Source organism: Rhodopseudomonas rhenobacensis (genome assembly GCF_014203125.1).
Classification (GTDB): Bacteria; Pseudomonadota; Alphaproteobacteria; order Rhizobiales; family Xanthobacteraceae; genus Rhodopseudomonas_A; species Rhodopseudomonas_A rhenobacensis.
The window spans coordinates 39810-66445 of the sequence record NZ_JACHIH010000031.1 but is presented as its reverse complement, the minus strand read 5'-3'; the positions used below and the strand labels follow the sequence as shown (position 1 = coordinate 66445).

The 26636-nt window shown below is 65.0% G+C and carries 26 protein-coding genes and 1 tRNA gene; 14 read left to right on the top strand and 13 right to left on the bottom strand.

The features are described 5' to 3' along the window. Positions 1-213 precede the first annotated feature (213 nt). From argB to rpmH, 6 genes are all read right to left on the bottom strand, one after another. Positions 214-1110: an acetylglutamate kinase gene (gene argB, locus HNR60_RS19575; protein ID WP_184261096.1), complete on the bottom strand. Its 897-nt coding sequence runs from the start codon at positions 1108-1110 to the stop codon at positions 214-216. Positions 1111-1336: 226 nt separating this feature from the next. Next, complete coding sequence (locus HNR60_RS19570) at positions 1337-1714, bottom strand: DUF423 domain-containing protein (protein ID WP_184261093.1); 378 nt, start codon at positions 1712-1714, stop codon at positions 1337-1339. Further along, a complete protein-coding gene (yihA, locus tag HNR60_RS19565; RefSeq protein ID WP_184261090.1) occupies positions 1714-2364 on the bottom strand; it encodes a ribosome biogenesis GTP-binding protein YihA/YsxC in 651 nt (216 codons plus the stop codon). Before yihA ends, HNR60_RS19570 begins: the two co-directional genes overlap by 1 nt. 229 nt (positions 2365-2593) lie before the next feature. Beyond that, a complete protein-coding gene (yidC, locus tag HNR60_RS19560; RefSeq protein WP_184261087.1) occupies positions 2594-4489 on the bottom strand; it encodes a membrane protein insertase YidC in 1896 nt (631 codons plus the stop codon). Positions 4490-4502: 13 nt separating this feature from the next. Next, a complete protein-coding gene (gene rnpA, locus HNR60_RS19555; protein WP_184261084.1) occupies positions 4503-4847 on the bottom strand; it encodes a ribonuclease P protein component in 345 nt (114 codons plus the stop codon). Between the two features lie 22 nt (positions 4848-4869). Next, positions 4870-5004 carry a 50S ribosomal protein L34 gene (rpmH, locus tag HNR60_RS19550; protein WP_011471298.1) on the bottom strand — a complete coding sequence of 45 codons (135 nt, stop codon included), beginning with the start codon at positions 5002-5004 and terminating at the stop codon, positions 4870-4872. Between the two features lie 394 nt (positions 5005-5398). Here rpmH and HNR60_RS19545 point away from each other — a divergent pair, with 394 nt between their 5' ends. After that, on the top strand, positions 5399-6871 hold the full coding sequence (locus tag HNR60_RS19545; protein WP_184261107.1) for a sensor histidine kinase: 1473 nt from the start codon (positions 5399-5401) through the stop codon (positions 6869-6871). Between the two features lie 357 nt (positions 6872-7228). Then, positions 7229-7305 (top strand) — tRNA-Arg (locus HNR60_RS19540). A 151-nt stretch (positions 7306-7456) separates the two neighbouring features. Here HNR60_RS19540 and HNR60_RS19535 read toward each other — a convergent pair. Beyond that, complete coding sequence (locus tag HNR60_RS19535; RefSeq protein ID WP_184261081.1) at positions 7457-8869, bottom strand: DUF7986 domain-containing protein; 1413 nt, start codon at positions 8867-8869, stop codon at positions 7457-7459. Positions 8870-9168: 299 nt separating this feature from the next. On the opposite strand from HNR60_RS19535, the gene HNR60_RS19530 reads away from it, so the two are divergent. The 3 genes from HNR60_RS19530 to HNR60_RS19520 are packed head-to-tail and all read left to right on the top strand — an operon-like array spanning position 9169 to position 12799. Then, a complete protein-coding gene (locus tag HNR60_RS19530) occupies positions 9169-10458 on the top strand; it encodes an FAD-dependent oxidoreductase (protein WP_184261078.1) in 1290 nt (429 codons plus the stop codon). An 11-nt stretch (positions 10459-10469) separates the two neighbouring features. After that, the gene (locus HNR60_RS19525) at positions 10470-11213 is read left to right on the top strand and encodes an enoyl-CoA hydratase/isomerase family protein (protein WP_184261075.1); all 744 of its coding nucleotides are present in this window, start codon (positions 10470-10472) and stop codon (positions 11211-11213) included. Beyond that, positions 11210-12799: an acyl CoA:acetate/3-ketoacid CoA transferase gene (locus HNR60_RS19520; RefSeq protein ID WP_184261072.1), complete on the top strand. Its 1590-nt coding sequence runs from the start codon at positions 11210-11212 to the stop codon at positions 12797-12799. Before HNR60_RS19525 ends, HNR60_RS19520 begins: the two co-directional genes overlap by 4 nt. A 24-nt stretch (positions 12800-12823) precedes the next feature. Here the strand turns inward: HNR60_RS19520 and HNR60_RS19515 are convergent, their stop codons facing one another. Continuing rightward, a complete protein-coding gene (locus HNR60_RS19515) occupies positions 12824-13504 on the bottom strand; it encodes a GntR family transcriptional regulator (RefSeq protein WP_184261069.1) in 681 nt (226 codons plus the stop codon). Between the two features lie 215 nt (positions 13505-13719). On the opposite strand from HNR60_RS19515, the gene HNR60_RS19510 reads away from it, so the two are divergent. From HNR60_RS19510 to HNR60_RS19475, 8 genes are all read left to right on the top strand, one after another. Continuing rightward, entirely contained in the window at positions 13720-14898 is a 1179-nt protein-coding gene (locus tag HNR60_RS19510; protein WP_347339360.1) for an ABC transporter substrate-binding protein, read from the top strand. Positions 14899-15000: 102 nt separating this feature from the next. After that, a complete protein-coding gene (locus HNR60_RS19505; RefSeq protein WP_184261066.1) occupies positions 15001-15861 on the top strand; it encodes a branched-chain amino acid ABC transporter permease in 861 nt (286 codons plus the stop codon). After that, positions 15858-16796 carry a branched-chain amino acid ABC transporter permease gene (locus tag HNR60_RS19500; RefSeq protein WP_184261063.1) on the top strand — a complete coding sequence of 313 codons (939 nt, stop codon included), beginning with the start codon at positions 15858-15860 and terminating at the stop codon, positions 16794-16796. Before HNR60_RS19505 ends, HNR60_RS19500 begins: the two co-directional genes overlap by 4 nt. Further along, positions 16786-17559 (top strand): ABC transporter ATP-binding protein, encoded by a 774-nt coding sequence (locus HNR60_RS19495; RefSeq protein ID WP_184261060.1) that lies wholly within the window; start codon positions 16786-16788, stop codon positions 17557-17559. Before HNR60_RS19500 ends, HNR60_RS19495 begins: the two co-directional genes overlap by 11 nt. Beyond that, a complete protein-coding gene (locus HNR60_RS19490) occupies positions 17552-18256 on the top strand; it encodes an ABC transporter ATP-binding protein (protein WP_184261057.1) in 705 nt (234 codons plus the stop codon). Before HNR60_RS19495 ends, HNR60_RS19490 begins: the two co-directional genes overlap by 8 nt. 41 nt (positions 18257-18297) lie before the next feature. Then, a complete protein-coding gene (locus tag HNR60_RS19485; RefSeq protein WP_184261054.1) occupies positions 18298-19053 on the top strand; it encodes an enoyl-CoA hydratase/isomerase family protein in 756 nt (251 codons plus the stop codon). A 22-nt stretch (positions 19054-19075) separates the two neighbouring features. After that, positions 19076-20218 carry an acyl-CoA dehydrogenase family protein gene (locus tag HNR60_RS19480; protein WP_184261052.1) on the top strand — a complete coding sequence of 381 codons (1143 nt, stop codon included), beginning with the start codon at positions 19076-19078 and terminating at the stop codon, positions 20216-20218. Between the two features lie 91 nt (positions 20219-20309). Further along, entirely contained in the window at positions 20310-21014 is a 705-nt protein-coding gene (locus HNR60_RS19475; RefSeq protein ID WP_430694999.1) for a GntR family transcriptional regulator, read from the top strand. Positions 21015-21041: 27 nt separating this feature from the next. Here HNR60_RS19475 and HNR60_RS19470 read toward each other — a convergent pair whose 3' ends face one another. From HNR60_RS19470 to HNR60_RS19450, 5 genes are read right to left on the bottom strand one after another with little or no spacing between them, the layout of a single operon-like run. After that, positions 21042-22151 (bottom strand): Zn-dependent alcohol dehydrogenase, encoded by a 1110-nt coding sequence (locus tag HNR60_RS19470; RefSeq protein ID WP_184261045.1) that lies wholly within the window; start codon positions 22149-22151, stop codon positions 21042-21044. A gap of 33 nt (positions 22152-22184) precedes the next feature. Then, on the bottom strand, positions 22185-22481 hold the full coding sequence (locus tag HNR60_RS19465) for a DUF6166 domain-containing protein (RefSeq protein ID WP_184261042.1): 297 nt from the start codon (positions 22479-22481) through the stop codon (positions 22185-22187). Positions 22482-22495: 14 nt separating this feature from the next. After that, positions 22496-22693 carry a hypothetical protein gene (locus tag HNR60_RS19460; protein ID WP_184261040.1) on the bottom strand — a complete coding sequence of 66 codons (198 nt, stop codon included), beginning with the start codon at positions 22691-22693 and terminating at the stop codon, positions 22496-22498. 25 nt (positions 22694-22718) lie between these two features. Further along, positions 22719-23117: a hypothetical protein gene (locus tag HNR60_RS19455; RefSeq protein WP_184261037.1), complete on the bottom strand. Its 399-nt coding sequence runs from the start codon at positions 23115-23117 to the stop codon at positions 22719-22721. A gap of 10 nt (positions 23118-23127) precedes the next feature. Next, positions 23128-23919, bottom strand: a complete 792-nt coding sequence (locus HNR60_RS19450; protein WP_184261034.1) for a sterol desaturase family protein — start codon at positions 23917-23919, stop codon at positions 23128-23130. Positions 23920-24288: 369 nt separating this feature from the next. Between HNR60_RS19450 and HNR60_RS19445 the strand changes: the two genes are divergently transcribed. Then, positions 24289-26634, top strand: coding sequence for a S8 family serine peptidase (locus HNR60_RS19445; protein WP_184261031.1), 2346 nt, complete (start codon positions 24289-24291; stop codon positions 26632-26634). Positions 26635-26636: the final 2 nt, after the last annotated feature.

Below are 26636 nucleotides of genomic sequence, written 5' to 3'. Positions count from 1 at the left end.
GGGGGGGGGGGGGGGGGGGGTGGGGGCGGGGGGGGGGGGGGGGGGGCGGGGGCCCCCCCCCCCCCCCCCCCCCCCCCCCCCCCCGCCTCCGCGAGGTCTGACGTGTTGAGAGGCCCCCTCACCCGGATTGCTACGCAATCCGACCTCTCCCCGCGCGCGGGGAGAGGTGAGGTCCATGCCCGCCGCCACGCGATCATCTGATCGATCCGATCATCACTTGTGGATCAGCGTGCCGGTGCCCTGGTTGGTGAACAATTCCAGCAGCACCGCGTGCGGGGTCTTGCCGTCGATGATGACCACGCCCTGCACGCCCTGTTCGAGCGCGTAGATGCAGGTCTCGACCTTCGGGATCATGCCGCCGGAAATCGTGCCGTCGGCGATCAGCCGGCGGGCGTCCTTGACCGACAATTCCGGGATCAGCTTCTTCGACTTGTCGAGCACGCCCGGCACGTCGGTCAACAGCAGCAAGCGCTTGGCCTTCAAGGCGCCGGCCACCGCGCCGGCGAAGGTGTCGGCGTTGACGTTGAAGGTCTGGCCGCTCACCGAGGTCGCCAGCGGCGCCAGCACCGGGATCAGCTCGTGGCCGATCAGCTGGTTGAGCAGCGTGAGGTCGACCTTCTCGGGTTCGCCGACGAAGCCGAGGTCGATCACTTCCTCGATCCGGGAATCCGGATCGACCATGGTGCGCGTCGCCTTGGCGGCGGTGACCATGTTGCCGTCCTTGCCGCACAGGCCGACCGCCTTGCCGCCGGCCTCGTTGATGTAGCCGACCAGCTGCTTGTTGATCGAGCCGGCCAGCACCATCTCGACGATTTCGATGGTGGCGGCGTCGGTGATGCGCAGGCCGGCGGCGAATTCCGACTTGATGCCGAGCCGCTTCAGCATGGTGGCGATCTGCGGGCCGCCGCCGTGCACCACCACCGGATTGATCGCGGTCTGCTCCAGCAAAACGATGTCGCGGGCGAACGCCTTGGCGAGATCCTCGGCGCCCATGGCGTGGCCGCCATATTTGATGACGATGGTTTCTTCGTCATATTCCTGCATATGCGGCAGCGCTTCCGACAGGATGCGGGCCTGATCGAGCGGGCTGATCTCGGGCGCGTCGGTCATGAACGGGATCTCACGATTCGCGGGGGTGATTTTTTCGACGGGGAGAGCGCTAGCATTTCATGGCCGGCGATCCTAGGGGCGGATGGTTGCGACAGAGGTGCCCCGGACGCGGCGCAGCGCGCAGCGATGCGCCGCAGAGCCGGGGCCGTAACGAAGGCAGCATCTGGACCAGTCCCGGGTCTGCGAAGCGGCATTGCATGCCGCATCGCGCCCGGGACACGGGACGTCATCGCCGCCGCGGCCACAGCGCGGCGCCGGCGAGCACCAGCCAGCTCAGGATCATCAGATTGCCGCCGCTCGGCGCCGCCATCGGGAACAGGCCGGTGCCTGCGAATTGCCGCAGCGTGAGGTCGCTGGCGAACAGCAGCGCGCCGATCACGAAGCCGACCGCGGCGAGCAGGCCGGGGAGGGCGCGAATGAGGCCGCGCTCGGCGAGCAGCACGGCGGCGATCGCCGCGAGGGCGTGAAACAGCAGCATCGTGGAGGCGGAGCCGAGCCTTGCGGCATCCGGCAGATGCGCCGCCATCGCCGCCAGCGCCACGCCGCAGCCGCCCATCACGCCGGCCAGCGCGATCAGGATGCGGAAGGCGACATCGCGGCGCATCAGCTGCGCTCGCCGATCAATTTGATCATCGCGGCGCGCAACTCAGGCATGCCGGCGCCGGTGCGCGACGAGGTCACCAGCAGCTCAGGATAGGCGGCAGGATGCTTGCGCAAGCCGGCTTCGACGTCGATGCGGCACTGCGCCAGTTCGGCGGGCTTCACCTGGTCGGCCTTGGTCAGCACGATCTGGTAGCTCACCGCGGATTTGTCGAGCGTGTTGAGCACGTCCTGGTCGACCTCCTTGAGGCCGTGGCGGGCGTCGATCAGCACATAGACCCGCGCCAGCGTGCTGCGGCCCTGCAGGAAATTGTGAATCAGCGAGGTCCAGGAGGCGATCTTGGCCTTCGGCGCCGAGGCGTAGCCGTAGCCCGGCATGTCGACCAGGCGGAAATTCGCAGCCTCAGGCCCTTCGAAGAAAATCAATTCCTGGGTGCGGCCAGGCGTATGCGAGGTCCGCGCCAGCGCGTTGCGGCCGGTCAAAGCGTTGATCAGGCTGGACTTGCCGACATTGGAGCGGCCGGCGAAGGCGACTTCGAGGCCCTGCATCGGCGGCAGCGTCTCGATCGAGGGCGAGGCCCAGATGAACTGCCAGTCGCCGGCGAATAGCTTGCGGCCCTGTTCGATCAACTTCGCATCGGTGTCGTCTGTCATGCGAAGGCTTTCATGTGTTGTGCGACGGACGTCGCCATCGTTATCGCTTCAAGCGAATCGCGCTGCCTGCTCCGCGTCATGGCCGGGCTTGTCCCGGCCATCCACGTCATCGAGCACTGCAGTCCTGGCACGTGGATGCCCGGCACAAGGCCGGGCATGACGTGGTGAGCTCAAGGCCCGATTTCGTCCGCTGCATTGGCAGCCGGTCACAGCGTCGGCGACGCGATCGTCAGGTCGCCTTCGCCTTCTTCTTGCGGGCGAAGGTGGATTTCAGATTGTCGAACAGTTCGACCTTCACCCCGTTGCGCCGCATGATGTAGCCCTGTTGCGCCACCGAGAGCAGGTTGTTCCAGGCCCAGTAGATCACCAGACCGGCCGGGAACGAGGCCAGCATGAAGGTGAAGATCAGCGGCATCCAGGCGAAGATCATCTGCTGGGTCGGATCCGGCGGCGCCGGGTTCAGCTTCATCTGCACCCACATCGTGATGCCCATCAGGATCGGCCAGGCGCCGAGCACCAGATAGTGACCGAGCACCGGCAGATGGGTCGGATCGAACGCCAACAGGCCGAACAGGTTGAACAGGTTGGTCGGATCCGGCGCCGAGAGGTCGTGGATCCAGCCGTAGAACGGCGCGTGGCGCATTTCGATGGTGACGAACAGCACCTTGTAGAGCGAGAAGAACACCGGGATCTGCAACAGCACGGGAAGACAGCCGGCGACCGGGTTGATCTTCTCCTTGCGGTAGATCTCCATCATCTCCTGCTGCTGTTTGGCCTTGTCGTCAGGATGACGCTCCTTCAGCGCGGCGAGCTGCGGCTGGATCGCCTTCATCTTGGCCATCGAGGCATAAGACTTGTTGGCGAGCGGCAGGAACAGCACCTTGATGATCACCGTCACCAGCAGGATGGCGATGCCGAAATTGCCGACCAGGTGGAAGAAGAAGTCGAGTGCGACGAACATCGGCTTGGTGATGAAGTAGAACCAGCCCCAATCGATCAGCAGATCGAAATGGTTGAGGCCGAGCGCCTTGTTGTAGCCGCCGAGCCCCAGCGCCGGGAAGTTGATGCCGACGGTGCCGGCTTCCTTGGCGCCGGCGAACAGCCGGGCGTTGGCGGTGCCGGTGCCGCCGATCGCGATGGTCTGCGGGTCCTGCAGATAATCGGTCTGGTAGGTGCGGACCTTGTTGGCGAGGTTCGAGGAGAACCGCGCCTGCAATTGCGCGTTGGTGTCCGGCAGCAGCGCCGAGGCCCAATATTTGTCGGTGATGCCGAGCCAGCCGTTGGTGACCTTGAAGTTCACCGCCTTGGCTTCGTCGATCTTGCTGTAGCCGTATTCCTGCAGGCCCTGCTCGCCGAGATAGCCGACCAGGCCTTCGTGCAGGATGTAATAGCCGGCGACGTGCGGGGTGCCGTGGCGGGAGATCAGCGCGAACGGATACAGCGTGACCGGGGCGTTGCCGACATTGCTCACGTCGTCCTTGATGGTGAACAGGTAACGCTCGTCGATCGCGATGGTGCGGCGGAAGGTCAGGCCCTCGCCGTTGTCGTATTTCAACACAACCGGGGTCGACGGGGTCAGGCTGCCGGAGCCTTCCTGTTCCCATTGGGTGTTCTGGTCGGGGATCTTGACGTTGGTGCCGGCGGCGCCGACCCAACCGAACTCCGCGTAATACGGATTGGCCGAGCCGGACGGGGAATACAGCTCGATCGCCGGCGACTTCGGGTCGACGGTCTCGCGGAATTGCACCAGCGCGATGTCGTCGATCCGCGCGCCCTTCAGCGCAATGCTGCCGCTGATCCGCGGGGTGTCGATCTTGACGCGCGGCGAAGCGGCGAGCGCGGCCTCGCGGCTGACCACCGGGACGTCGGGCGCGGGCTGCACGGCGTTCGGCGCGGAGCCGGCGGGCGCATTGGCGGCGTTGGGCTGCGGGATCGCGGCGCCCGGCGTCGCCGGATTGGCCGGCTGCGCGCCTTGCGGCTGCGCCGGGTTCACGGTCTGGCTCTTGCTCGCGATCTCGGCGGCGCGCTGCTTCTCCATCTGCGGGATGTTGAAGAAGTATTGCCAGCCGAGCAGCACGAGGCCCGACAGAATGACGGCAAGGATGGTGTTGCGGTTGTCGGTCATCGGTCAGGTCTCATCATTCAGTTCGGGATTGTCGACCCCGCCCGATTCGCTCGAGCGCGACGTGGAAATCATCGATCATGACGGAAAAGCCGCGATCGAGCGCGGCGCGGCGGCCGACCAGCACATAATCGTTGTGCGGTCGCATAGCTACGCCGTCCACGCGTTTAACAACTTCGCGCAGACGGCGGCGGATTCGGTTGCGTTCGGTGGCCGTGCCGATTTTTTTGGTCACGGTAAAGCCGACCCGGATCGGGCCGTCGTCGTCGCGAGCACGGCCCTGCAGCACGAAGGCAGGCCTGCTCATCCGTGCCCCATTGGCAACGGCGATGAAGTCCGCCCGCTGCCTTAACCGATCCATGATGAGATCTCGATGGCGCCCGTCAGGCGCTCAGCCGCTTGCGACCGCGGGCGCGGCGCGCTGCGAGGACCTTGCGACCACCGACAGTCGCCAGGCGGGCGCGAAAGCCGTGACGGCGCTTGCGCACCAATTTGCTGGGTTGATAAGTCCGCTTCACGGGTCGTTCTCCGCTGACCAGGCAAATAGCCGAGGAATGTGATGAAGTCCGGAGATGCTGGCCCAAACATGGCCCGTTTCCGGCCCAAAATTGAACCGCCCCGGTCGAGCCGGGCCATCGCGGACAGTTGGCGCGGCTTATACGGGAGCGTCCTGTTTTCGTCAATCACGCCGTCGGTCCCGGCGGCATTCCTCCAACGCCGGGCTATTCGGCGTGCGCGCGCCCGCCACACCACCATCATATCTCAACATATAAAGTGAAGCCTCAAGAGCCCGGGCGGTCGGAAGTCGATCATCCGGCATCTTCGCATGGGCCGCATGATCGAACGGTAATTTGACCGCCGGCCGTGCCGGGCGCATTCTTATGCGACCAAAGTTTCAGGAAGGTCGACCAACTGGAACCGCAAACCGAGCAGGACGAGGTCCGCGTATGGCGGCGCCGGCGATGGCTGGGGCTGTCCGGCAAGCTGTTGCTGCTCACCATCCCGCTGGTGCTGATCGCCGAGATCATGATCTATGTGCCGGCGATCGCCAATTTCCGGCTGAACCGGCTGAACGACCGGCTCGCGGCCGCCAATACCGCCGCCCTGGTGCTCGACGCCTCGCCCTCCGGCATGGTGCCGGAGAGTTTGGCCCGCGACATTCTCGACAGCATCGGCGCCCGTGCGGTGGCGATCAAGATGGGACAGCAGCGTCGGCTGTTGGCCAGCGGCGAACTGCCGCCGCAGATCGACCACGACGTCGACATGCGCAGCGTCACGCCCTGGGAGGCGATCGTCGATTCCTTCACGGTGATGTTGGAAAGCGGCAACCAGGCGATCCGGGTGATCGGCCCGGCGCCGGGCGGCGGCCAGTTCCTCGAGGTGGTGGTCGACGAATTGCCGCTGCGCCAGGCGATGTATCGGTTCTCCAGCAATCTGTTGCTGGTGTCGCTGACCATCGCGATCCTGACCGCGGCGCTGGTCTATCTGGCGCTGCATTTCCTGTTCGTGCAGCCGATGCGCCGGCTCACCGCGAATCTGGTCGGCTTCCACCAGAATCCGGAGAGCGCCGCCAACATCATCGTGCCGACGCAGCGCACCGACGAAATCGGCGTCGCCGAGCGCGAACTCTCCGACATGCAGCGCGACCTGGTGTCGATGCTGCATCAGAAGAGCCGGCTCGCCGCGCTCGGGCTTGCGGTGTCGAAGATCAACCACGATCTGCGCAACCTCTTGGCGTCGTCGCAGCTGTTGTCGGATCAGCTCGCCAGCGTGCCGGATCCGCGGGTGCAGCGCTTCGCGCCGAAGCTGATGCGCTCGCTGGAGCGCGCCATCGCGTTCTGCCAATCGACGTTGTCCTACGGCCGCGCCCAGGAGGCCGCGCCCGATCGCCGCATGATGCTGATCGAGCCGGTGGTCAACGAGGTGCGGGAGACCGCGGGCCTGGCCTCCGACGCTTCGATCACCTGGGTGAGCTCGATCGAGCGCGGGCTGACCATCGACGCCGACCCCGACCAGCTGTTCCGCGTGCTGCTCAACCTGGTGCGCAACGCAGCCCAGGCGCTGGAAGGCCATCCGCAGGGCGACGCCGGGGTGCAGCAGATCCGCATCACCGGCCGCCGCGAGGGCGCGGTGGCGATCGTCGAGGTCTCCGACACCGGGCCGGGCGTGCCGCAGAAGGCTCGCGCGCATCTGTTCGAGGCGTTTCAGGGCTCGGTGCGCGCCGGCGGCACCGGCCTCGGCCTCGCCATCGCCGCCGAGCTGGTCCGCGCCCATGGCGGCGACATCCATCTGGTCGAGGGCACCATCGGGGCGACGTTCCGAATCACCATCCCCGACCGCCCGGTGGAATTGCTGGCGATCCGCGGCGAACGGGCGCGGGCCTGACGCGCTTCCGAAGGGGCGGAGGACACGCCGCGGCGCGGCCGCGAGCCGCTCGCCGTCACGACAGCCGAAAATTCTCGTCATATTTCTTTTTCTAGCCGATCCGCTCCGCCGGCCTCCCGGGCGACCTTGGGGCTTGAGCGGTCGCGAATTCACCGAAAAACCCCGGCGTTTTCGCCCGAATCCGGCGTCGCCGGGGGCAAATGGCCCCCGCTAAGACGCCGGCCGGCGAACCGCCCGATTTCGCGTTCAACGCTTGCCAAGCCGATCCGGAGCCGGTAGCTATGGCGCGCTTTCGCAACGCCAGACGTTGCGCAGGCCAAGCGGTCTGCGGCGCTTTCGCTGCAGACACCGCGACAGGCGCCCGTAGCTCAGCTGGATAGAGCACTAGACTACGAATCTAGGGGTCAGGAGTTCGAATCTCTTCGGGCGCGCCATTTGTCACACCATTCGGAATCAAACCGCGAATTCAGCAGTTGCCGGCAGCGCTCTGCTGTTCGAGTTACAGGCCTTGGCTGTTCGAGTTACAGGCCTTGGCAGACGCGCAGCGCGACGTGCCTGCCCATTCAACCCGTTCGTCCGCTTCGGTCACCGCCGCAGTTCGTCGACGCCCAATTCCGTCCACAGCCAGCCGAAGTTGTACTTAGCCATCGGGCTATTGGGGTCGGCGGACTTTGCTGTGTGGTTTTCTAACATCTTGAGCCAATCGACGACTTTGCTGCGTCCGCCGTCAGTCGTGACCGCGGCGCGCGGCGTCCTCCCTCCAAGCATGGCAACCGGCAGGTCGAGCGCGTCGCGATAGTGCCGGTCCATGTAGTCGTGGATGATGGCGCGTTGCTGCTCCTCGGGGATATCGAGAGGATCGGGCATGGCGCCGTCGTGTGAAGCCATGATTTGCTCGATCGATTCCGCCTTGACGGTAGGTTGGCCGACGCGCGGTCCGAGGATGTCGGACAGCAGCGCGCATCCGCGATCGCAACGCTGTCGCGAGTTGGCGTTGAGCACCACAGACTGCTCCTCCACCCGGATATTGCCGAGCACCAGCGCGCCGTCGTCCAGCCAAGTTTCGAAGCTCAGCGATCTTCCCTCTGCCTCGCCGTCCGCCAATCGTGCCGCCGCCGGCTTGCCCTGCTCGACCCAGCTCCAGGACGTCGGGCTTGTCGAATGAAAATCTGGACGTGTCTGCAAAGCGGCTCGGATGTCGTCGCTGGTTGTGTCGGCGGCGAGCGGATACGACACCTCGCAAAGCACCAGTTCATCGCCTTCGGAATTGTGCAATTCGGGAAATTCCGGTGCCTCGACTCGATCGATCACGTCGATGAGCCAAAAGGTCGTGAACATGGACGTCACCGCGCGCAGCCTGTCCGTCGGAGAAAGTTCCGAGACTGCGTCCTCGTCGAAATCTAGTTCCGCCGCCTCGGCAATCTCCCGCTTTTCCTCGATGCTGAGCGAGTCGAGCCTCCGAAAGGTTTCGAGGAAGGCTTCGGATGTCTCATGGTCGAATGCCAGGACGCCACCAGCTATCTGCATTTGCGCCCCCACCTGAACGACGCGGGCGGCAATGCGATCCCATGGCTTGAGGCTTTCGGTCGCGCTGCGCTCGATGATCTGGACCGGCTCACCGCCGCGGATCAGGTCGCGCGCCCGAAACGAGCCGCGGACAATGTCGCTCACCTCGTAAAGGCTCATCGTCGAATCTCGCAGTGCGGCCATATAGGCCCGAACCGACGCAGACTCCTTCCAGCCCCGACGCTTCAGATAATCGTCGACCACGTTCTCGCCGTCGTCGAATTCACGGGTCAGAAAGTCTTCGAAAGCACAGGCCCATACCGTGGTTGTGAACAGATCTTGGCCGATTGTCTCGACCACATCGTCGACCTCCAGCCCGGTTTCGTCGCAGGCGGGTATGAGATGGTCTTCCAGAATTTCCTCGAACCGGTCGACCCACGGCTCGCGCGTTGAGAATTTTATCAGCCCTTCGAGCAAATGCCTGCTGCCCATTTTTTTCCCCGCGTCATGGGTTCACATGATGACTACGTCAACGGACCCAAAGCATTTTAGCAAATGGGCCTGATCGCTTCGATCTGAAACTGGATCGAAGCGATCCAAATCAACTGGTTTTTCTCGGCGGCATTCGTCCGACGCCTCGGCCCGGCTCCCCAATGCCACCCGCCACGCCCACCCAAAGCGGTTGCGCGGGCGGGCGGCGTCGGCTATAGGATACCAATAATGCATCACTAAAATATCAGCGGGTGGAAGCCTTGGACCGTCGTAATTCCAGTCGGATAGACGCAGATGTCATGGTCGTGGGCGGAGGTGCCGCGGGCGTCGCGGCGGCGATTTCGGCCGCCCGTCAGGGGCTCAAGGTCACGCTGATCGAGCGCTACGGATTTTGCGGCGGCGGAGCGGTCGCCGGCCTGTCCGGCACCGTCTGCGGGTTGTATGAGGCGACCGACAACATCGCCGCCGGGCCGAAGCAGGTGGTGTTCGGCTTCGCCGACGAGTTCTGCCGCCGCCTCGAGGCGATGGGCGGCCTCGCCGATCCTGTGCTGTACGGCAAGACCTGGGCGCGGGTGCACGATCCCCACGTCTGGCGCGAAGCCGCCGATGCGATGTTGCGCGAAGCCGGGGTCGACATCGTGTTTCATGCGGTGGTGACCGGCGTGCACATGGACGGCGACAAGGTCGCCGGGCTGCAGGTCTGGACCAAGCAGGGGCCGCTCGACGCCCGCGGCAAGATCGTGATCGACGCCAGCGGCGACGCTGACGTCGTGGCGATGGCCGGGCTGCCGAACTTCGTCGGCGATCACGGCAAGGTGCAGAACCCGACGATGATCTTCCGGATGATGGGGGTCGACGTCGAGCGCTTCACCGCCGAATACGGCGCCGACACCATCATGCCGGAAAAAGTCTCCGACCTGATCAAGGCGAAGCACAATGCCGGCGACTATGTGCTGCCGCGCGCCAAGATCTGGCTGTTCGCCACCACGCGGCCGAACGAGCTGTTGTGCAACTGCACGCGCATCATCGGCGCGGACGGCCGCGAGCTCAACACCTTGTTCGCGCGCGACTTCACCGACGCGGAAATCGAAGGACGGCTGCAGGCGCGCGAATACGCGCGATTCTTCCACGACAACCTGGTCGGCTGCGAAAATGCGTTCCTCAACGACACCGGCGTCCAGGTCGGCGTGCGGCAGACCCGGCAGGTCTCCGGCGTCACCCGGCTGATGAATGCCGACGTCGTGCAAGGCAGCAAATTCGCCGATGGCATCGCGGTGTCGCCGTGGCCGATCGAGCTGCACAGCGGCGCCAAGCCCAAGGTCGAATGGCTGCTCAATGATTACTACGAAGTGCCGTATGGCTGCTTCGTCCCCGAACGCGGCGAAGGGCTGCTGGTCGCCGGACGTTGTCTGTCCGCGGAGCACGAGGCGGTCGCTTCCGCCCGCGTCACCGCGCAGTGCTTCGCCTACGGCCACGCCATCGGCCACGCCGCCGTGATGGCGATCCGCAACAACCTCGCGCCTCGCCAGATCGACGGCCGCGACGTCCGCGCCGCGGTGAATGCCGACGGCGCGCGCATCGGCCAATAGGACGCCTCAGCATGATCAAGTACCAGTTACAGGACGCGGTGGCGGTGGTGACCATCGACCGGCCGCAACGCCGCAACGCGCTCGGCTCCGACCTGATCGCCGAACTCGGCGCCGCCCTGGCGTCGGCCGAACACGACGACGCAGTACGCGCGATCGTGTTGACCGGGGCCGCGCCGGCGTTCTGCGCCGGCAGCGACCTCAAGGAACTGGCCGGGCTGTCGATCGGCGAGATGTGCCATCACGAAGCGGTCACGGCTTCGTTCGCCCGCTCGATCGGCTACCGCGCAAAGCCGGTGATCGCCGCGGTGGAAGGCTACGCGCTCGGCGGCGGCTTCATCCTCGCTGCGTGCTGCGACATCGTGGTCAGCGCCTCCAACGCGCGCTGGCATCTGCCGGAAGCGCCGAACGGCTGGCTGCCGCCGTGGGGCCTTGCCGCGCTGGTGGCGCGGGTCGGGCCGGTGCGGGCGCGGCGGCTGACCTGGGGCGCCAAGCCGATCGACGCGGTCGAAGCCGAACGGATCGGCCTCGTCGACGATCTCGTCGAGCCCGGCGCGGCGCTGGCGCATGCGATGGAGGTCGCCAATCAGCTCGCGGCGGTGCCGCCGGAGGCGGTCGCGTCGACCAAGCGCTATTTCGAGCCCTTCATCATGGCCGACGCCGAACGTCTCGACGAAGCGGCCTCGCGCGAATTCGCATCGAACTGCGAGTCGCCTAGTTCGAAAACCACCTTCGCGCGTTTCACGGTGAAGTCATGAGCAAGATCGTCGATGCCGCAACCGCGGTGGCGTCCATTCGCAACGGCTCGACGCTCGGCTGCGTCGGCGTGATCGGCTGGGTGACGCCCGATGCGCTGTTGAAGGCGCTCGGCGATCGCTTCCGCAACGAGGCCGGCCCACGCGATCTCACCTTCTATTTTCCGGTCGGCACCGGCGATGCGCAAGGCATCAAGGGGATGGATCACGTCGCCCAGGAAGGGCTGATGAAGCGGATCGTCGGTGGCTCCTACATCAACCCGGTCGATCCGGTCACCGGCAAGCGTCCGGAGCTGATGCGGCTGATCCGCGAGAACAAGGTCGAAGCCTATTCCTGGCCGATCGGCGCGACGATGCATTGGCTGCGCGAAGTGGCGCGCCGCAGCCCGGGCTACATGACCCGCGTCGGGCTCGATACTTACATCGATCCGAAGAACGGCGGCGGCAAATTCACCGAGTGTGCCGAGGACGACCTGGTCAAGCGCATCGCGTTCGAAGGCGAGGACTATCTGTTCTATCCGGCCTGGAAGCTCGACACCGTGTTCATCTGCGCGTCGTCGTCCGACCAATACGGCAACCTGTCGTTCGAAAGCGACGCGCTGGTGTCCTCGAATATTGCGCTGGCGCTGGCGGCGAAGGGCAGCGGCGGACGGGTGATCGCGCAGGTTCGCCGCGAGGTGGCCCACGGCACGCGGCCGGCGAGCGAGGTGCGGATTCCCGGGATGTTCGTCGATGCCGTGGTGGTCGATCCGCAGATGATGATGACCACCGACGTGGCGTTTGATCCGGCGTATTTCAGCGGCGTGCGGCGGCCGTTGTCGCAGCTGCCGCCGGTGCCGATGTCGGCCGACAAGGTGGTGGCGATGCGCGCCGCGCAGGAAGTGCGGCAGCGCGAATTGTCGATCTTCGGCTTCGGCGCGGCCGCGGATATTCCGCTGGTGATGGCCGAGCAGGGCAAGTTCATCGACGGCGGGCTGCAGGACTACTGGTTCACTACCGAGCACGGCTCCTACGGCGGCATTGTAATGCCGGGCTGGCAGTTCTCCGCCAACCTCAACCCGGACGCGATCCTCGACGGCATCTATCAGTTCGACGCCATCGACGGCGGGCTGTGCGAATTCGCGGCACTCGCCTTTGCGCAATTCGATTCCCACTGCACGGTGAACGTCTCGAAATTCGGCGTCGCCAATCCGGGCGCCGGCGGCTTCATCGACATCGCCGAGAACGCCAAGCGGCTGGTGTTCACCGGGACGTTCACGACCGGCGGGCTGGAGGTCGAGTTTGACGACGGCAAGCTGCGCATCGTCAAAGAGGGCAAGGTGCGCAAGTTCGTTCCCAACGTCGAGCACATCACCTATTCGGTGGCATCCGGCATCGGCCGCGGCCAGACCGCCAAGGTGGTGACTGAGCGCGCGGTGTTCGAGGTTGCCGCCGAGGGGCTGATCCTCACCGAAGTGGCGCCCGGCATCGATGTGCGGCGCGACGTGCTCGGCCAGATGGAATTCGCGCCGTTGCGGATTGCCGATCAGTTGCGGGAGATGGACGCGGCGTTGTTCGCAAGCCCGGAGCTGCAGGCGAAAGCCGGCTGAGCCGCGCTCAGCGTCGGCGCCCGGTCAGCGGGCGCCGACGCTGAGATTGAAGATGTTGCGGGTGTACTTCTCGATCTGATCCAGCAGCGCGTTGGCTTTGTCGACTGCGAGATCTTCGTCCTGTTCGACCACGGCGCGGGCGCGATCGGCATGCAGTTTGCCCATCGCGCTGAGGTTCTGCAGATCCTTCTCGTAGCGGTAGTAGAACCGCCGCGACATCGCATGCAGCGGCGAGATCGCCTTGGCGGCGAACGGATTGCCCGCCGCCTTGGCGATCAGCCGGTTGGCGTTGAAGACTTCGCGCAGATACTTCTCCAGATTGCCCTTGACGCCGGCGCCGTCGATTTCGCGCGCCGCGGCGGCGAGCAGAACCTTGTCTGACGCGGTGATCCGCAGCGCGGCGCGTTTCGAGATGAACGCCTCGAGCTCGCGGCGAAACTCGATCACCAGCAACTGTTCGTGGACGTTGATTTCGGTGATCATCAGGCCGTGGCGCGGCAGGATGCTGACCAGATAGTCCGCCTGCAGTCGCTTCACGGCCTCGCGCACCGGCGTGCGGCCGATCCCGATGCGGTCGGCCAAACCCTCCTCGGACCAGTGGCTGCCGGGGGGCAATTGCAGGGTGACGATCATTTCCTCCAACTGCAAATGCGCCTGATCGGCCTGCGAGGCGGGGGGGAGGATGGGGCCGGATTTCTTCGCCATGCGCTGCTGATCGCCTTCAACGACTCACGCGCCGCGTCCCGACGCGTGCGCAGCAATATCATAATTCAACGGCCCGTCATTTAGCTCAAAGGCGCAAGCCGCATGGGTTGAGTGAATTTGCAGCGCCGCACAGAGAAATATTGACCGGCCATCTGTAGTATATTACTAGTACGTCACCTAAATAATACAAAAATCGCATCTGGGAGGAGCATATCGTGAAAATCTGGAAGAAGGCATGCGCAATTGCGGTTGTGGCCGGCGCCGCAGCGTTCGCCGGCCAGGCGGCCTCGGCGCAGGAGACGGTGAAAATCGGTCAGATCGAAGCGCTCACCGGCGCTACCGCGACCTATGGCTGGATGTCGGCGCAGGGCACCAAGGTCGCGGTCGAAGAGATCAACGCCAAGGGCGGCTTCAAGGTCGGCGACAAGACCTACAAGCTGCAATTGCTGCAGGTCGACACCCGCGGCGAGCCGCGCGAGGCGACCGTGCAGTTTCGCAAGATGATGGAAGAGAACGTCCACTTCGTGTTCGGGCCGTTTCTCACCAACGTGTTCAACGCCATCGAGCCGATCGCGAACCAGAACAACGGCAAGTTCCTGCTGTTCGCCGGCGCCACCTCGGCGCATCACGCGCTCGGCAAGCCGGACCACGACTACCTGATGCGCGCCTGGAACTGGGATGCCGGCCCGTCGGGCTTCGGCAAGCTGATGGTCGACTATCTGAAGAAGCTCAACACCAAGAAGGTGGCGATGCTGTTCCAGAACGACGCGTTCGGCAAGACCGCGGTGGACATCTACGCCGCGCTGTTCAAGGACGCCGGCATCGAGCTGCAGGTCGAATTGTTCGAGCCCGGCACCAAGGACTTCAGCGCGTCGTTGGCCAAGCTGGCCTCGGGCAAACCTGACTTCCTGTTCCCCGGCTATTCCGACGCGGTGCTGTACGACATCGTGCGGCAGTCCACCGAGTCGGGCTTCGGCAACCGCTTCTTCCTGGTGCGCGGCTCGATCGGCCCGGCGCTCAAGAACAAGGACTCGATCGTCGATTATATCGCCTATGTGCCGAAATATTTCGAGGATGCCGAGAAGAAGGAACCCAAGACCAAGGCGTTCGTCGAGAGCTACAAGGCGATCATGAAGCGCGACTTCCCCTACGATCAGGCGCCGCTGTGCTCGTCGGCCTGCTATGATCACGTCTACATGCTGGTCGAAGCGATGCAGAAGGCCGGCACCGTCAGCGACGTCGCCAAGATTCGCGCCACTCTGATGGACATGACCTACGACGGCATGTGGAAGATCAAATACGACAAGACCGGCGAAACGGTGTTCGGGTTCGACGTGGTTCATGTCCGCAAGGGCGGCGCGATCGAAGTCGTGCAGTTCGACCCGACCAAGTAGTCCGGTTCGGGCGGCGCTCCGGCTCGCCGGAGCGCCAGCTCGCGATCCATTCCCCTTTCGGCATTCATGCGCGGAGCGATCCCGCAACGGGTACATGCATCCATGCTACAGCTCATTCTCGGTCAGTTGCTCAACGGCATCATCGTTGGGTCGCTCTACGGCATCATCGCGTTGGGCGTGACGCTGACATTCGGCCTGACGGGCATCGTCAATTTCGCGCTCGGCGCGTTCATGATGCTCGGCGCCTACGGCACCTGGTATCTGTACGACGTCGCGCATCTGCCGTACCCGCTGGCGGTGGTCGGCGCGGTGCTCGGGGTCAGCGCGGTCGGCTATGTGTCCGACATGCTGCTGTTCCGCTTCACCCGCGGCAATCTGGTCAACGGCCTGTTGGTCTCGATCGGCCTGATCTCGGTGTTCGAAGCGCTGGTGCTGTCGGCCTTCACCACCACGCCGAAGGATCTGACTTACGTGCTGCCGGGCGCCTTTCAGGTCGCCGGGATGTTTCTGCCGAAGATCAAGCTGGTGGTCTGCGCGGTGTTCCTCGTCATCATCTTCGGCACCTATCTGGCGTTGACCCGCACCTGGCTCGGCCGCGCGGCGTTCGCCTATGCGCAGAACCCGGAAGCCGCGACGCTGATGGGAATTCGCACCGAGCGGCTGCAGACCATCGTGGTGGTGTATTCGACCGCGCTCGCCGGATTGGGCGGCGGGCTCTACGCCAGCATGTATTCGATCGAGCCGACCATCGGCACCGCCTACATCCTGAAGGCCGTCGAGGCCGCCATCTTGGCCGGCGTCGGCAGCGTGATCGGCGCGCTCGGCGGCGGCATCATCCTCGGCGTCAGCGAGAATATCGGCTCGGTGTTCTTCCCCTCCGCATTCCGCGACGCCTACGGGCTGGTGTTCCTGATCGGCATCCTTCTTGTGCGCCCGAGCGGGCTGTTTGGAGATCGGCTATGAGGTTCGCGATTCTCGGCGGTCTGTTGGTCGCGCTGGTGGCGCCGTGGTTCATCACCAGCGATTCGGTGCTGGCGATCGCGATCTACGGTTTCATGTCCGCAGCACTCGCCGTCAGCTTCAACCTGATCTTTGGCTTCACCGGGCAACTGTCGATGTTCCACGCCGCCTCGTTCGGGGTGTCGGCCTATGTGGTGACCATCCTGGTCACCAGCTACGGCTGGAATTTCTGGCTGGCGATTCCCTGCGCGCTGCTGCTGGTGGTGGTGCTCGCACTGTTCGTCGGCACCATCTGCTTCCGCTTCAAGCTGAAGGAGTTCTACTTCGCCGTCGTCACCATGGCGTTCTCCGAAGTGCTGCGGCTGATCACGCTGAACTGGAACAGCGTCACCAACGGCTCGCTCGGCATCACGGTGGTCGACAAGCCGTCGCTGTGGACGCCGTGGGGGTCGCTGACGTTCTCCAGCGGCATCTCCTGGTACTACGTCACGCTGGTGCTGCTGGTGGTGGTCTACATCGTGTGCCAGCGGGTGCTGGCGTCGTGGATCGGCCAATGCCTGGCGGCGATCCGGCTCAACGACCTGCTCGGCGAGACGCTCGGCATCGACGTCTTCAAGTACAAGCTGATCTCCTTTGCGATCGGCAGCGCGCTGGCGGGGCTGGTCGGCGCGTTCTATGGCTTCTATGCCGGCTTCGTGGAGCCGCATTACCTGTCGATCCCGCTCGGCCTCGACATCGTCGCGATGGTGCTGCTCGGCGGCGTCAATTCGCTGATCGGTCCGGTGATCGGCGCGCTGATGCTGACCGCATTGCCGCACGTCATCGAACTGAGCGCCGAATTCCGCATCGCGCTGTACGGCGCGATCCTCATCTTTGTGATCCTGGTCATGCCGAAGGGCATCATGGGTCTGATCACGAGCAGGAAAAATGCTGCTTAACATCAAGAACCTCACCAAGCGCTTCGGCGGGTTGACCGCCGTCTCCAAGGTCACGTTCGGCATCGAGCGCGGCGAGATCATCGGAATCTTCGGGCCGAACGGCTCCGGGAAGACGACGACGCTCAGCCTGATCGCCGGCATCCTGAAACCCAGCTCCGGCGAAATCATTTGGAAGGACCACGACATCTCGGCGCTGACCCCGTTCCAGGTGGCGCAGCAGGGGCTGGTGAAGACCTTCCAGAATCCGCAGCTGTTTCCGGAACTGACCGTCGCCGAGCACATGCGGATCGCCTGCCACCTGCACGTCAAGCGCGCGCTGGGCGTCGGGCGGCTGCGTACGCTGTTCGGCAAAAGCATGACCGGCGACCTGGAAAACACCCTGACCCGCAAGATCGACCAGATGCTGGAGCTGTGCCGGCTCTACAAGCACCGCAACGACGAGGCCGGCGCGCTGTCCTATGGCGGCGAGAAGATGCTCGGCGTGGCGATGGGGATGGTGTGCGACCCCGAACTGTTGCTGCTGGATGAGCCGGCGTCGGGTCTTGGCCACGACGAGATCAGCAATCTCGACGCGGTGCTACGCGATCTGCGAACCCACGGCGTCACGCTGTGCATCATCGATCACAAGGTCGGTTTCCTCGGGCGCTTGGCCGACCGCTCGATCGCGCTGCATCACGGCGCCATCATCGCCTCGGGAACCACCGCCGACGTGTTGGCCAACGACGCGGTGGTGACCGCCTATCTGGGCAAGAAGCATGCTTGATCTCGCAAATCTCAACGTCAGCTACGGCAAGCAGAAGGTGCTGCGCGACGTCACGCTCTCGCTGCAGGCCCGCGAAGTCGTGGCGCTGATCGGCTCCAACGCCGCCGGCAAGTCGACCGCGCTGCGAACCACCGCCGGCCTCAAGAAGGCGGAGTCCGGCACGATTAGCTTCGCCGGCAAGGACATCTCGGCGCTGTCCACGGTGGACCGCGTGCAGAGCGGCCTGGTGCTGGTGCCGGAGGGGCGGCAGATCTTCCCGCGGTTGAGCGTCGAGGAAAACCTGCTGATGGGCGCTTATCACCGCGCCGATCGCAACCATCTCGACGGCGACCTGGAACGGATCTTCGCGATGTTCGTCCGGCTCAAGGAGCGGCGCAATCAGCGCGCCGGCTCGATGTCCGGCGGCGAGCAGCAGATGCTGGCGATCGGCCGCGGCCTGATGTCACGACCCAAGGTGATGCTGCTCGACGAGCCGACGCTGGGACTGGCGCCGATCATCATCGAGGAGCTCGGCTCCATCGTCAGGGGCCTGGCACGCGAGGGGTTGGCGATCCTGCTCGCCGAACAGAACGCCATGATGGCGCTCGGCTGTGCCGACCGCGCCTACATCCTGCAATCCGGCGGCATCGTGATGTCGGGCGACGCCAAACAGCTCTCGGACACTCCCGAGGTCAAACAAATGTATCTGGGAACGTGAGGTCAAAAGCGATGCAAGCCGTCAAACACCAACGAACCGAAATGAACGGCGAACCGAACGTCGTCGGCGTCGAGATCCGCGACGGCGTCGCGGTGGTCACGCTGCTGCGCGCGGCGCGCCGCAACGCGATGGACCAGGCGTTGATCGACGGCGTCAAGGCTGCGCTGCTGCAGCTCGATCGCGATCCTGACGTTGGAGCGATCGTGCTGACCGGCGAAGCGCCGGGCTTCTGCGCGGGCAGCGACCTCAAATTCATCAGTCATCTCGATCTCGCGGCGATGGGGCGGTTCGAGCAGGAATGCGGCGATCTCGGGCGCCTGTTCGGCTTTCTCGATACCCCGGTGGTCGCGGCCGTCGAGACCTTTGCGGTGGGCGGCGGCTTCGCGCTGGCCGCTTGTTGCGACGTCGTAGTCGCCGGGCGCGGCTCGCAATGGAGCCTGCCGGAAGTGCCGCACGGCTGGCTGACGCCGTGGGGCGTCAAGGCGCTGGTGTCGCGGGTCGGCCCGGTCAAGGCGCGGCAGCTATGTTTTTGCCTCGAGACGCTCGACGGCGAAGCCGCCCGCCAGATCGGCGTGGTCGATCAGTGCTGCGACGACGGCATGGCGCTGGAAACCGCGCTCGGTATCGCCCGCAAGATCGCCGCCCTGCCACGGCCGGCGGTGAGCGCCACCAAGCGCTTCTTCTCGAGCTACCTGATGGCGGATGCCGAAGCGATGGATTTTGAAACCAACCGGCTGTTTCTCGACAATTGCCGCGAGCCCGCAGCCCAGCAAACCCTCGCCAAATATCGGCGCTGAAGCGCCGCAGAAGGATAGTCCAATGCTCCTCGACCTCAACGAAGACGAGACCATGCTGCGGGACGGACTGCAGAAGTTCGCCCAAGGCTCGTTGCGCCCGAAGATCAAGCCGTTCGCCGACGAGCACACATTCCCGACCGAACTGGTGAAGGAATTTCTCGCGCTGGGCTTCATGGGCACGGCTTACGATCCGGCCTATGGCGGAAGCGGCCTCGGCACGCGCGGGGCGGCGATCGTCGCCGAGCAACTGGCGCGGGTCGAGCCCGGCTTCGCCGCGATCTATCTGTGCAACAGCGCGCCGATGACGACGATCGCGCGCTACGGCTCGGACGAGATCAAGAGGAAGTGGCTGGAGCCGCTGTGCCGCGGCGACTTCATCGCCTCGTTCGGCGTCACCGAAACCAACGGCGGCTCCGACGTCGCCAGCGTCAAGATGCGCGCCATCGAGGATGGCGACAGCTACGTGCTGTCCGGCGCGAAAGTGTTCTCGACCAATGCCGGCACCCCGCTGCACGGCGTCTCCACCTTCGTCGCGGTGACCGATCCAGAGCTCGGACCGCGCGGGCTGTCGACCTTCGTGGTGCCGGTCGGCACGCCGGGCTTCACCGTCGGCAAGCCGGGGCGCAAGATCGGCTGGCGCATCGCCGACTCGGTCGAGCTGTTCCTCGACGACTGCCGCATTCCGAAGGCCAACATGATCGGCAACCGCGGCGATGGTCTGAAGCAGATCCTCACCACGCTCAGCATCGGACGTATCCTGGTGGCTGCGACGGCGCTAGGATTGGCGCGCAAGGCGATCGACCTGGCGAAATCCTATGGCGGCTCCCGCAAGGTGGGCGGCGTGCCGGTGTTCAATCATCAGGGACTGACCTTTCCGCTCGCCGACGCGCTGACCAACATTCACGCCGCCGAACTGATGGTGCGCAACGCGTCTTGCCTGGCGGATTCCGATCGTCCGTTCCGTCTGGAAACCTCGATGACCAAACTGTTCGCCACCGAGATGGCCGGCGAGGCTGCGGACATCGCGCTGCAGATCCACGGCGGCTATGGCGCGTTCGAAGAGTACGACGTCTCCAGCCTGCCGGGCGAAGCGCGGGTGCTGCGGATCCTCGAAGGCACCAGCGAAATCCAGCGTGTCGTGATCGGTCGCGAACTTTCCGCCTAGCGCGCTGCAGGCCCCGTCGGTACAGTCGGTTCCAACTGCAAATCAGCAATGGAGCACTGCACCGTTGGCAACGACGAAGGCGCCGAAACGCGTGAGCCGCGCAGCGGTCGACGACGCGGCGGGCGCGCCGCGCCGGCGCGAGGCGGTGAGGCGTGAGCACCCCGTCGAACTGACGCTGACCGACCGGGCCTATGCCGAGCTCGAGGAAATGATCGTCACGCTGAAGCTCGAGCCCGGCACCGTGCTGTCGGAAGCGGTGCTGGCGCAACGGCTGAAGATCGGCCGCACCCCGATCCGCGAGGCGCTGCAACGTCTGTCGCGCGACGGGCTGGTGAACATCCTGTCCCGCCGTGGCGTGCTGGTGTCGGAAATCAACCTGCATCGCCAGCTGCGGCTGCTCGAAGTGCGCCGCGAGCTCGAGCGGCTGATGGCGCGCGCCGCGGCCGAGCGCGCCAGCGACGACGAGCGCAAGCAGTTCGCCAAGATCGCCGAAGAGATGCAGCGTGCCGCGCTGCAGTCCGACGCCATGGCGTTCATGCGGCTCGATCAGGCGTTCAACGTGCTGGTGTCGTCGACCGCGCGTAACGAGTTCGCGACGCGTTCGATGGGACTGATGCACGGCCTGTCGCGCCGCTTCTGGTATCAGCATTATCGTGAGGCTGCCGATCTGCCGCTCGCGGCGCGGCTGCATGCGGAAGTCGCCGAAGCCATCGCCGACCGCGATAGGGATCGGGCGGCCGCGGCCTCCGACCGGCTGGTCGACTATATCGAGAGTTTTGCCCGCTCGACGCTTTGAAGCGTCGCTGCGCGCGCGCCGGGCGTTTCAGAACTCGATCACGGTGCGGATGGTCTTGCCGGCGCGCAGCAGATCGAAGCCGTCGTTAATGCGCTCCAGCGGCATGCGGTGGGTGATCAACTCGTCGAGCAGCAGGCGGCCGTCGAGATAGGCCTTGGCGAGCAGCGAAAAGTCCCGCCGCGGCCGCGCGCCGCCGTAGCTCGACCGCCGCAGACGCTTTTCGCCCATCAGCGATCCCCAACGGAAATGCACGTCGCGGGCGACGTCGATCTTGCCGAGCCAGATCACCTGGCCGCCGAGCCGCACCGCCTCGGTGGTCTGCTGGAACGCGGTGGGGTGGCCGGCGGATTCCAGCACCACGTCGACGCCGCGGCCGCGCGTCGCGGTGCGCGCTGTTTCGACCGGATCCGTGCTTGTTGCGTTGACGCATTGGGTGGCGCCGAGGCGCGCGGCGATCGCCAGCTTCGCATCATCGAGGTCGACCGCGATGATCTGTTCGGCGCCGGCGAGCCGTGCGCCCTGGACCGCCGCGAGGCCCACCGCGCCGCAGCCGAACACCATGACGGTGTCGCCGCGGCGGATATCGGCGACGTTCAGCGCGCCGCCGGCGCCGGTCATCACCCCGCATCCGATCAGGCAGGAGCGATCGAACGGAATCTGCTTCGGCACCACGATGGCCTGCTGCGCAGGAACCACGCAGCACTCGGCAAAGGCGCCGAGAAACATCAAATGGGTGAGGGGCGTGCCCGATGCCAGCGTCGCCTTCGAGGTGTTGTCGAAGTGCAGGCCGCGCGGCCCGGCGTCGAGATAGCCGTCGCACAGGATCGGCTGGTCGCGGTCGCATTGGAAGCAATGCCCGCAATGCGGATTCCAAGACAGCACGACGTGATCTCCGACCGCCAGGCCGGAAACGTCGGCGCCTTTTTCTTCGACGATCCCGGAGGCCTCGTGGCCGAGAATCATCGGCAACGGGTAGCGCAACGATCCGTCGATGACTTCCAGATCGGTGTGGCACAGGCTGGCGGCGCGGATCCGCACTCTGACGTCGTTGGGGCCGACCGCGGCGCCGACGACCTGTTCGATCGCCAACGGCGTGCCGACCCCGTGCAGCACCGCGGCGCGAAACTGTGGTCCCATCGATTGTTTCCAGTGCCGCCAAGCGGCGTCGGCTCAGGCGCCGAGCGCCTTGATCGAAGCGTCGATATCGTCGGAGGTGAGTTCCCAGACGTTGTCGAAATTGGCCACGATGTTCTTCATGAACGGGCGGTGCAGCGCCTTGGCCCGCTCGGCGTTGTGCAGATGGTCGTACAACAAGGCAAAGGCCAGCTGCGCCGGCTCCGGCCCCTCGTAGCTCCACTCGAAGCCGCGGTCGGTCAGCGCGAGCTGATCGTAATACGGCGACAGCGGCTTGCCGTCGGCCGCGACCGAAATTCCGTCGATGGTTCGATCGCCGATGTAATGCGTCATCTGCCGGCTCCCGATCACGACCGCGCCGGACGGTTGCGATCGCCCTTCTTCATCACCTCGGGGAACACCCACATGGCGATGGTGGCGAACACGCCCAGGAAGGCGACGGCGTAGCTCGGGCCGGTCTGCCCGGTGCGCGCCATGTAGACATAGGCGGCCGCCGCGGTCAGCAGACAGCCCAGCGAGAGAAGCAGCTTGATGTGATGCGGCATGGATGGTCTCCGGAATTTGAAGTTGTCAGCCGATGGATTGCAGAACGGATGCGACCGAGTTCGACGCGAAGCCGCCGAGCGCCAGCAGCGTCGCGGCGAGGACGAGCCCGGTGACGGCGAGCCCGGCCGGACTGTTCCGCCAGCGCGCCGGGATCGCCTGAAACGCCTCGGGCAGGAACAGACACAGCAGACCTCCGACAATGACGATGCTGCTCCAACGCAGTTCGGTGATGGCGTAGGCCAGCGCTGCGATCGACAGCGCCAGCCACAACACGGTGCTGCCGATCACCAGCGGCACGGGCACGTCCGCGGCCCGGGCCTTCAGCGGATACATCCCGGCGAGTTGCAGAAACCCGAGGCAGCACACGCTCCACGCCACAACGAACCAGAGCAGCGCGGCGACATGGGGCTCGAGCTGGCTCATTGCCGACCGTTCAGGCTTCGGATCGCTGCAGCGTCGTCGTCGCGACCCGCGGCGTGCGTGCGGTCCGCCGCATGTTGGTCTTCACGAAGCGGGTGTCGTAGCCGTTGAACAGATGCCCGAGCAGGCCGCGGTCGAGATCCGAGGTGCCGAACAGATAGTCCATCACCGGGAAGGTCAGGTTCATGTTCCGCTCCATCATGATCGACTGATTGTGATGCGCGGTATGGTGCCGGCGGATCGTGTTGACGAACGGCACGTTGCGGACGAACCAGTTGTCCTCGACGTGACAGCAGAAATGCATCATCTCGTAGATCAGATACATCGACGTTGTCGTGGTGATCAGCAGCCAGCCGACATTCGGCGAGACCACGTAGCCCGCCACGAGTGCCGCGGGGATCGACATGAAGGTGAATACCACGAGCGCATATGGCGGAAAGAACGTCACCCGCCAATCATGGTGGTCGCCGAACCGCATCTCTTCTTCGGTGAAGAACTGGTGATGCATCAAGGTGTGGCGGCTGTAGACCGCGCGCAGCACCGGGATGTTGGACGGCCGGTGCATCACGTAGCGATGCACCGCCCACTCGAAGAAATTCGCGATCAGGAACACCGCCGGCACGGTCAGCCATTCCCAGGCGCGCACCTGGTGAATGTTCGCCGTGTACACATAAAGCGCGGTGAAGCCGATGGTGTAGATCAGCACCACGTGCAGCCAGCCATTGTACCAGCCGGCGACGCGTTCCCGATAAGTCGCGCGGTAGTTGCGCTGTCGATCGGACATCACGGTCTGAACGAGTTCCATGCGGCGGCCTCCCGATTGATGAGTTTTTGGCAACTGACATATCAGTAACATATTAAGCGAGCGAGGCAAGCCGAAAGTCAGCGGCGGACGGCCGAGGGGGATGGGCGGAACGCCCAAGCAAAGCCGCGAGGGCAAATTCCGCCTTCAGCCTCAGTAGCTAGGACCGCCGCGGGAAGTTCAATTGCACGATTGCGTTCAGCGTGTTATGCAATCAGAGGTTCATTGGCCGGGTAACATGCCAAATATCGCCTGCTAATCACTTTTGTCGCCGTGCATCGGCGGCTTTCATGTGAGTTCTGCCTTCGGGTCCCGATCCGCCGAGATGTCGCTGATCCGTTCGAGACGACTGCAAAGTGCGGAGATCCGCGCATGGCAAAGTTCCGCGTCAAAGCTTTCTTCATGCACGAGGATGAAGAGACCGCCGCCCGCAACGCGGTCGCGGCGGCGACCCTTGCCGAGCCCGAATGGACCGCGGGCTATGTGGAGGGGGTGATTGACGAGGAGAACATCAAGACCTTGATCGACAAAGGCTTGGTCGTCACCCCGATCGAGCAGATCGCCGCATCCGTGACCTTGCCACGCGGCAGCGTCACGACGCGATCATCGCTGCGTGACTCCATCGGCGACGTTGCGGCCGCAGCGTTATTGCGGTCGGCGACCGCGGAGCGCCCGGGGGCGCTTGCCGTTTCGGTTGCCGACAAGAGTCCCGAGGCCAAGATTCTCTCGATCGATACCACCCGGTTTCAGTACTACGTGGTCCGGCTGCACGGCCCGCTCACCGAGCCGCGCCGCGCCGCTATTGCGGCGCAGGGCATTGCGCTGATCGAGCGACTTAAGAACAGCACCTATACGGCGCGCCTGAACGAAACAGGTGTGCGGGCTTGCGCGACGCTGGCCTTTGTCGACACCATCCGCCTCTACACCGACGACGAAACGATCAGCGCAGCCACCCGCGCGGTGCGAGGCAGCGCCCAGCCCGGCGCCGCGCTGCATGTGCTGCTGCACGCGGTGCGGCTGCATCGTGCCGAGGATCTCAGGACCGTCGTAAAATGGCTGCGCGGCCTCGGCCGCAAGCCGATCTCCGCGGAGGGAGATCTGATCCGGGTCGCCTTGGCGCAAGGAGGTGCGGACGTTCTGGAGCTCGCTAAGCTGCCTGAAGTCGCTGCGATCGACGAAATTCTTCCGGCCCGTCCGCTCGATCGCATCGCTTGCGAACTGCTGCGGATCGAGCGGCAGGAGGGGCCGGGGCTCGACCTCGAAGGCGAGGGGCAGCTGATCGGCATCGCCGATACCGGAATCGACGATCGCCATCCGGATTTCGCCGGTCGTATCGTCGGGATCTCGGCGCTGGGACGCCCGGGCGATCACAGCGATCCCGAAGGCCACGGCACCCACGTCGCCGGCTGCGCGCTCGGTGACGGACGACAGTCGAACGGCGAGATTCGCGGCGCCGCGCCGAAGGCCAAGCTGTTCTTCCAGTCGATCCTCGATGCCAAGGGACGCCTCGGCGGCTTGCCGAGCGATCTCAAGCGACTTTTTCAGGAGGCCTATGACCGAGGCGTCCGCATCCACAATAATAGCTGGGGGGCTTTCGGCTACGCTCGCTATGCGCCGACGTCGCGCGACGTCGACCGTTTCGTCTACGACAATCCCGACATGCTGATCGTCATCGCGGCCGGCAACGACGGCATCGGGGTGCCGCGGATCTCCGGCGCACAGATCAACGCCGACCCCGGCTTTGTCGATTGGCCCAGCGTGGCATCGCCGGCAACCGCCAAGAATGCCCTGACGGTCGGCGCCAGTCGCAGCACCCGCAAGAAGGGCGGCTACTCGAACCTGACCTGGGGCGAGGCCTGGGCGGATCGCTATCCGCATGATCCGCTGGCGAGTCAGCCGGTCTCGGGCGACGAGAACTGCCTGGCCGCCTTCAGCAGCCGTGGGCCGACCGAAGCCACTCAGATCAAGCCGGATGTCGTGGCGCCCGGCACCGACATCGCGGCAGCGCGATCGAGCCGGGCGCCTCTCTTCAAGTTCTGGGGCGCCTGGCCCAACAACGAGCACTATGCCTTCATGGGCGGCACCAGCATGGCGGCGCCCTTTGTGGCGGGTTGCGCCGCGTTGGCGCGCGAGTATTACGTCACCCGGGCGAATTGGCCGACACCGAGCGCTGCGTTGCTCAAGGCGACGCTGATCAACGGGACGCGGCACCTCACCGGCGCCGATGCCACAGCGAAGCTGAAGGGAGATCCGAATTTCCATCAGGGATTCGGCCGGGTCGACATGGCCGCGAGCATTCCCAGCGCCATGTCGCCAGAGCTGAAATTGGCGTTCGACGACACCTGGAAGAAGCCGGAGCGGACGTTCAAGGGGACCGAGAGATTCCGCTATCAGATCGAGGTCGGCGACCGGCTGCCGCTGCGCGTCTGCCTGGCCTGGACCGACGTCGGCTACAAGTCGGTGCAAAACCTGCTGTTGCTGCTGGTCGACAATCCGGCCAGAAAGAAATACGTCGGCAACTCGGATGCGGCGGCCACCTACAATGTCGCCGGCATGATCGGCGATCCCAAGAACAACGTTCAGATCGTCCGGATCGAGCCGCCGCCTCCCGGCCTCTACACCATCGCGGTAACCGCGATCGATCTCGTGCAACCGCCGCAGACGTTTGCGCTGGTCGTTACCGGCGATCTGCGAGGCGAGCTCACGGCGATGCCCTGAAG

Excerpts from the sequence above, each read along its gene's own strand:
- HNR60_RS19490 (WP_184261057.1), top strand. The coding sequence starts at position 17,552 with ATGCTTGATCTCGCAAATCTCAACGTCAGCTACGGCAAGCAGAAGGTG.
- HNR60_RS19515 (WP_184261069.1), bottom strand. The coding sequence starts at position 13,504 with ATGGCGAAGAAATCCGGCCCCATCCTCCCCCCCGCCTCGCAGGCCGAT.
- yihA (WP_184261090.1), bottom strand. The coding sequence starts at position 2,364 with ATGACAGACGACACCGATGCGAAGTTGATCGAACAGGGCCGCAAGCTA.
- HNR60_RS19500 (WP_184261063.1), top strand. The coding sequence starts at position 15,858 with ATGAGGTTCGCGATTCTCGGCGGTCTGTTGGTCGCGCTGGTGGCGCCG.
- HNR60_RS19520 (WP_184261072.1), top strand. The coding sequence starts at position 11,210 with ATGAGCAAGATCGTCGATGCCGCAACCGCGGTGGCGTCCATTCGCAAC.
- HNR60_RS19460 (WP_184261040.1), bottom strand. The coding sequence starts at position 22,693 with ATGCCGCATCACATCAAGCTGCTTCTCTCGCTGGGCTGTCTGCTGACC.
- HNR60_RS19445 (WP_184261031.1), top strand. The coding sequence starts at position 24,289 with ATGGCAAAGTTCCGCGTCAAAGCTTTCTTCATGCACGAGGATGAAGAG.
- HNR60_RS19470 (WP_184261045.1), bottom strand. The coding sequence starts at position 22,151 with ATGGGACCACAGTTTCGCGCCGCGGTGCTGCACGGGGTCGGCACGCCG.
- rnpA (WP_184261084.1), bottom strand. The coding sequence starts at position 4,847 with ATGGATCGGTTAAGGCAGCGGGCGGACTTCATCGCCGTTGCCAATGGG.
- argB (WP_184261096.1), bottom strand. The coding sequence starts at position 1,110 with ATGACCGACGCGCCCGAGATCAGCCCGCTCGATCAGGCCCGCATCCTG.
- HNR60_RS19485 (WP_184261054.1), top strand. The coding sequence starts at position 18,298 with ATGAACGGCGAACCGAACGTCGTCGGCGTCGAGATCCGCGACGGCGTC.
- HNR60_RS19455 (WP_184261037.1), bottom strand. The coding sequence starts at position 23,117 with ATGAGCCAGCTCGAGCCCCATGTCGCCGCGCTGCTCTGGTTCGTTGTG.
- HNR60_RS19480 (WP_184261052.1), top strand. The coding sequence starts at position 19,076 with ATGCTCCTCGACCTCAACGAAGACGAGACCATGCTGCGGGACGGACTG.
- HNR60_RS19530 (WP_184261078.1), top strand. The coding sequence starts at position 9,169 with ATGGTCGTGGGCGGAGGTGCCGCGGGCGTCGCGGCGGCGATTTCGGCC.
- HNR60_RS19505 (WP_184261066.1), top strand. The coding sequence starts at position 15,001 with ATGCTACAGCTCATTCTCGGTCAGTTGCTCAACGGCATCATCGTTGGG.
- yidC (WP_184261087.1), bottom strand. The coding sequence starts at position 4,489 with ATGACCGACAACCGCAACACCATCCTTGCCGTCATTCTGTCGGGCCTC.
- HNR60_RS19465 (WP_184261042.1), bottom strand. The coding sequence starts at position 22,481 with ATGACGCATTACATCGGCGATCGAACCATCGACGGAATTTCGGTCGCG.
- HNR60_RS19495 (WP_184261060.1), top strand. The coding sequence starts at position 16,786 with ATGCTGCTTAACATCAAGAACCTCACCAAGCGCTTCGGCGGGTTGACC.
- HNR60_RS19525 (WP_184261075.1), top strand. The coding sequence starts at position 10,470 with ATGATCAAGTACCAGTTACAGGACGCGGTGGCGGTGGTGACCATCGAC.
- HNR60_RS19570 (WP_184261093.1), bottom strand. The coding sequence starts at position 1,714 with ATGCGCCGCGATGTCGCCTTCCGCATCCTGATCGCGCTGGCCGGCGTG.
- HNR60_RS19450 (WP_184261034.1), bottom strand. The coding sequence starts at position 23,919 with ATGGAACTCGTTCAGACCGTGATGTCCGATCGACAGCGCAACTACCGC.
- HNR60_RS19535 (WP_184261081.1), bottom strand. The coding sequence starts at position 8,869 with ATGGGCAGCAGGCATTTGCTCGAAGGGCTGATAAAATTCTCAACGCGC.